Genomic DNA, 1,445 nt, shown 5'->3' with positions numbered 1-1,445 from the left:
GTTCACGGCGATCCCCAGCAGCGCCATCCAGCACATCACCGCCACCACCGTCGGCACCACCGTGCGCCTGTTCGCCGCCGGCGCCGACCAGCAGATCTGGACCACCGACAGCACCGACAACGGCCCCTGGAGCACCTTCGACCCGGTCCCCAACGCCAGCGGCGTCAAGCAGCTCGCCGCAACCACCATCGGTGACACCGTGCGCCTGTTCGCCCTCGGCAGCGACAACCAGATCTGGACCGCCGACAAGAAGGCCGACGGCAGCTGGACCACCTTCTACGCCGTCACCAGCAGCGCCATCCAGAACATCACCGCCACCCCGGCCGGTTGACCCCCGGCGCCGGCCGGAAGGCGGCCCGCCGCTCGCGGGCCATCGGCCTCCGGTCGGCACCCCCCAGTCCCGCGCAGGCCGGTCACCCTGCCGGGCCCACAACCATCTGCCGCCCCGCCCCTCCTGGCGGGGCGGCAGACCGCGCGGTGCGCCACCCCAGGACGCGCCGCGAATCCAGCAACGCCCAGGGCCGTCGGCATCCAGGACGGCACTGAGCCCGGCACTTCGGTGCCCCGACACAGACAGGAACGCGAAATTCCGATGAGGGAATTCTGGACCTCACGGGTCCCACGGTGGCGACTGGCCACCGGGCTCGTGGCCGGCGGCCTGCTCACAGGGCTGCTCACCGTCCCGGCCGCGGCGGCGGACACGCCGCTGGCTACCGGGCCCAACCCCGACCGGGTCAAGACCGTTGCCGCCTGGCAGGCCGGCGGCCCCGTGGTACGCCAGGCCGCGGAGAACGCGCTGACCGGCTCCGACGACGACCTGAAGAAGTTCCTGGCCACCGGACAGGCCGCAGCGGCCGACCAGGACCTGCGGGCGCAGATCGAGGAACTCGTCGCGAAGTCCGGACCCGGTGTGCGTGAGGCCGGCACGGCCGCGCTCAAGGGTTCCGCGGCCGATCTGAAGGCCTTCCTCGACAAGGGCCTCAAGAAGGCCTTCGAGGACGACCAGCGGGTCCTCCTGTCGCAGATCATGGCGGCCGGCGGACCCGGTGTGAAGGACGCCGCGGGCAAGGCCATGGACGGCTCCCTGGCGGACGTTACGGCGTTCCTGAACGAGGGCCAGTTCAAGGCCAGGAACGACGACGACCGCGTCCATCTCTCCCAGCTGATGGCCTCCGGCGGTCCGGAGCTGAAGAAGGCCGCCGGCGCCGCCCTGGACGGCACCATGGATGACGTCCAGCTGTTCCTCCAGTACGGCTACCAGACGGCCGCCGCCCACGACCAGGAGACCCTGACGGTCGCCCAGCTGGCGGACCTGACGACCAACGCCTCCACCCAGGCCGGGCAGCAGGCCCAGACCGCAAAGGACGCGGCCGGCAAGGCGCTGGACGCCACCAAGCTGGCGAAGGAGGCCGCCGAGCGCGCTGCCGCCGAGACCAAGGCCGCCC

Annotated in this window: 2 protein-coding genes; both read left to right on the top strand. The window is 72.0% G+C overall.

All coding sequences use genetic code 11. The features are described from left to right. The coding region (locus tag ACFC1F_RS43380; RefSeq protein ID WP_376167346.1) for a hypothetical protein at nt 1-331 on the top strand (331 nt) is incomplete at its 5' end. A 261-nt stretch (nt 332-592) separates the two neighbouring features. After that, nucleotides 593-1,445, top strand: an 853-nt coding sequence (locus ACFC1F_RS43375) for an ALF repeat-containing protein (RefSeq protein ID WP_376167345.1), incomplete at its 3' end; no start/stop codon positions are given.

The organism is Kitasatospora sp. NPDC056181 (genome assembly GCF_042266225.1).
GTDB lineage: Bacteria > Actinomycetota > Actinomycetes > Streptomycetales > Streptomycetaceae > Kitasatospora.
The sequence above is the reverse complement of the archived record's forward strand: the minus strand, read 5'-3'. Positions and strand labels throughout refer to the sequence as shown.